Origin of the sequence: Polaribacter sp. BAL334, from assembly GCF_015767435.1 — a bacterium.
GTDB lineage: Bacteria > Bacteroidota > Bacteroidia > Flavobacteriales > Flavobacteriaceae > Polaribacter.
On sequence record NZ_JADWOV010000162.1, the window covers coordinates 1 to 309 of the forward strand.

Genomic DNA, 309 nt, shown 5'->3' on the forward strand with positions numbered 1-309 from the left:
CGGGAGAAGAAGCTCCTTTCAAACTCCCTAAAGAGGAGGAATTCCAATCTTTTTGGAAAATTTTATCAAAAGTTTCGTGATTATTTTCTGCAAGAGATATTAACCTTGCAATGGTGTTTACATTTTTATTTTTTAAGTTTTTTAAAACTTTATCATTACCTAAATTCAGCAGCCAATCTCCATCTTCATTACATACTTTTCCAGATGAGTGTTTCCCTCCTTTGGAGGGATTAAGGGAGGCTTCTTCAGCTTTCATAACCAAATCATTAATCATTCCTTGCAATCCTAATTCACGACCATCATCAGGAG

The 309-nt window shown here is 35.0% G+C and carries 1 protein-coding gene; it reads right to left on the reverse strand.

Features of this window, described 5'->3' with window-relative positions; translation table 11 throughout:
- The coding region (locus tag IU405_RS00850; RefSeq protein WP_197436752.1) for a hypothetical protein at positions 1–309 on the reverse strand (309 nt) is incomplete at both ends.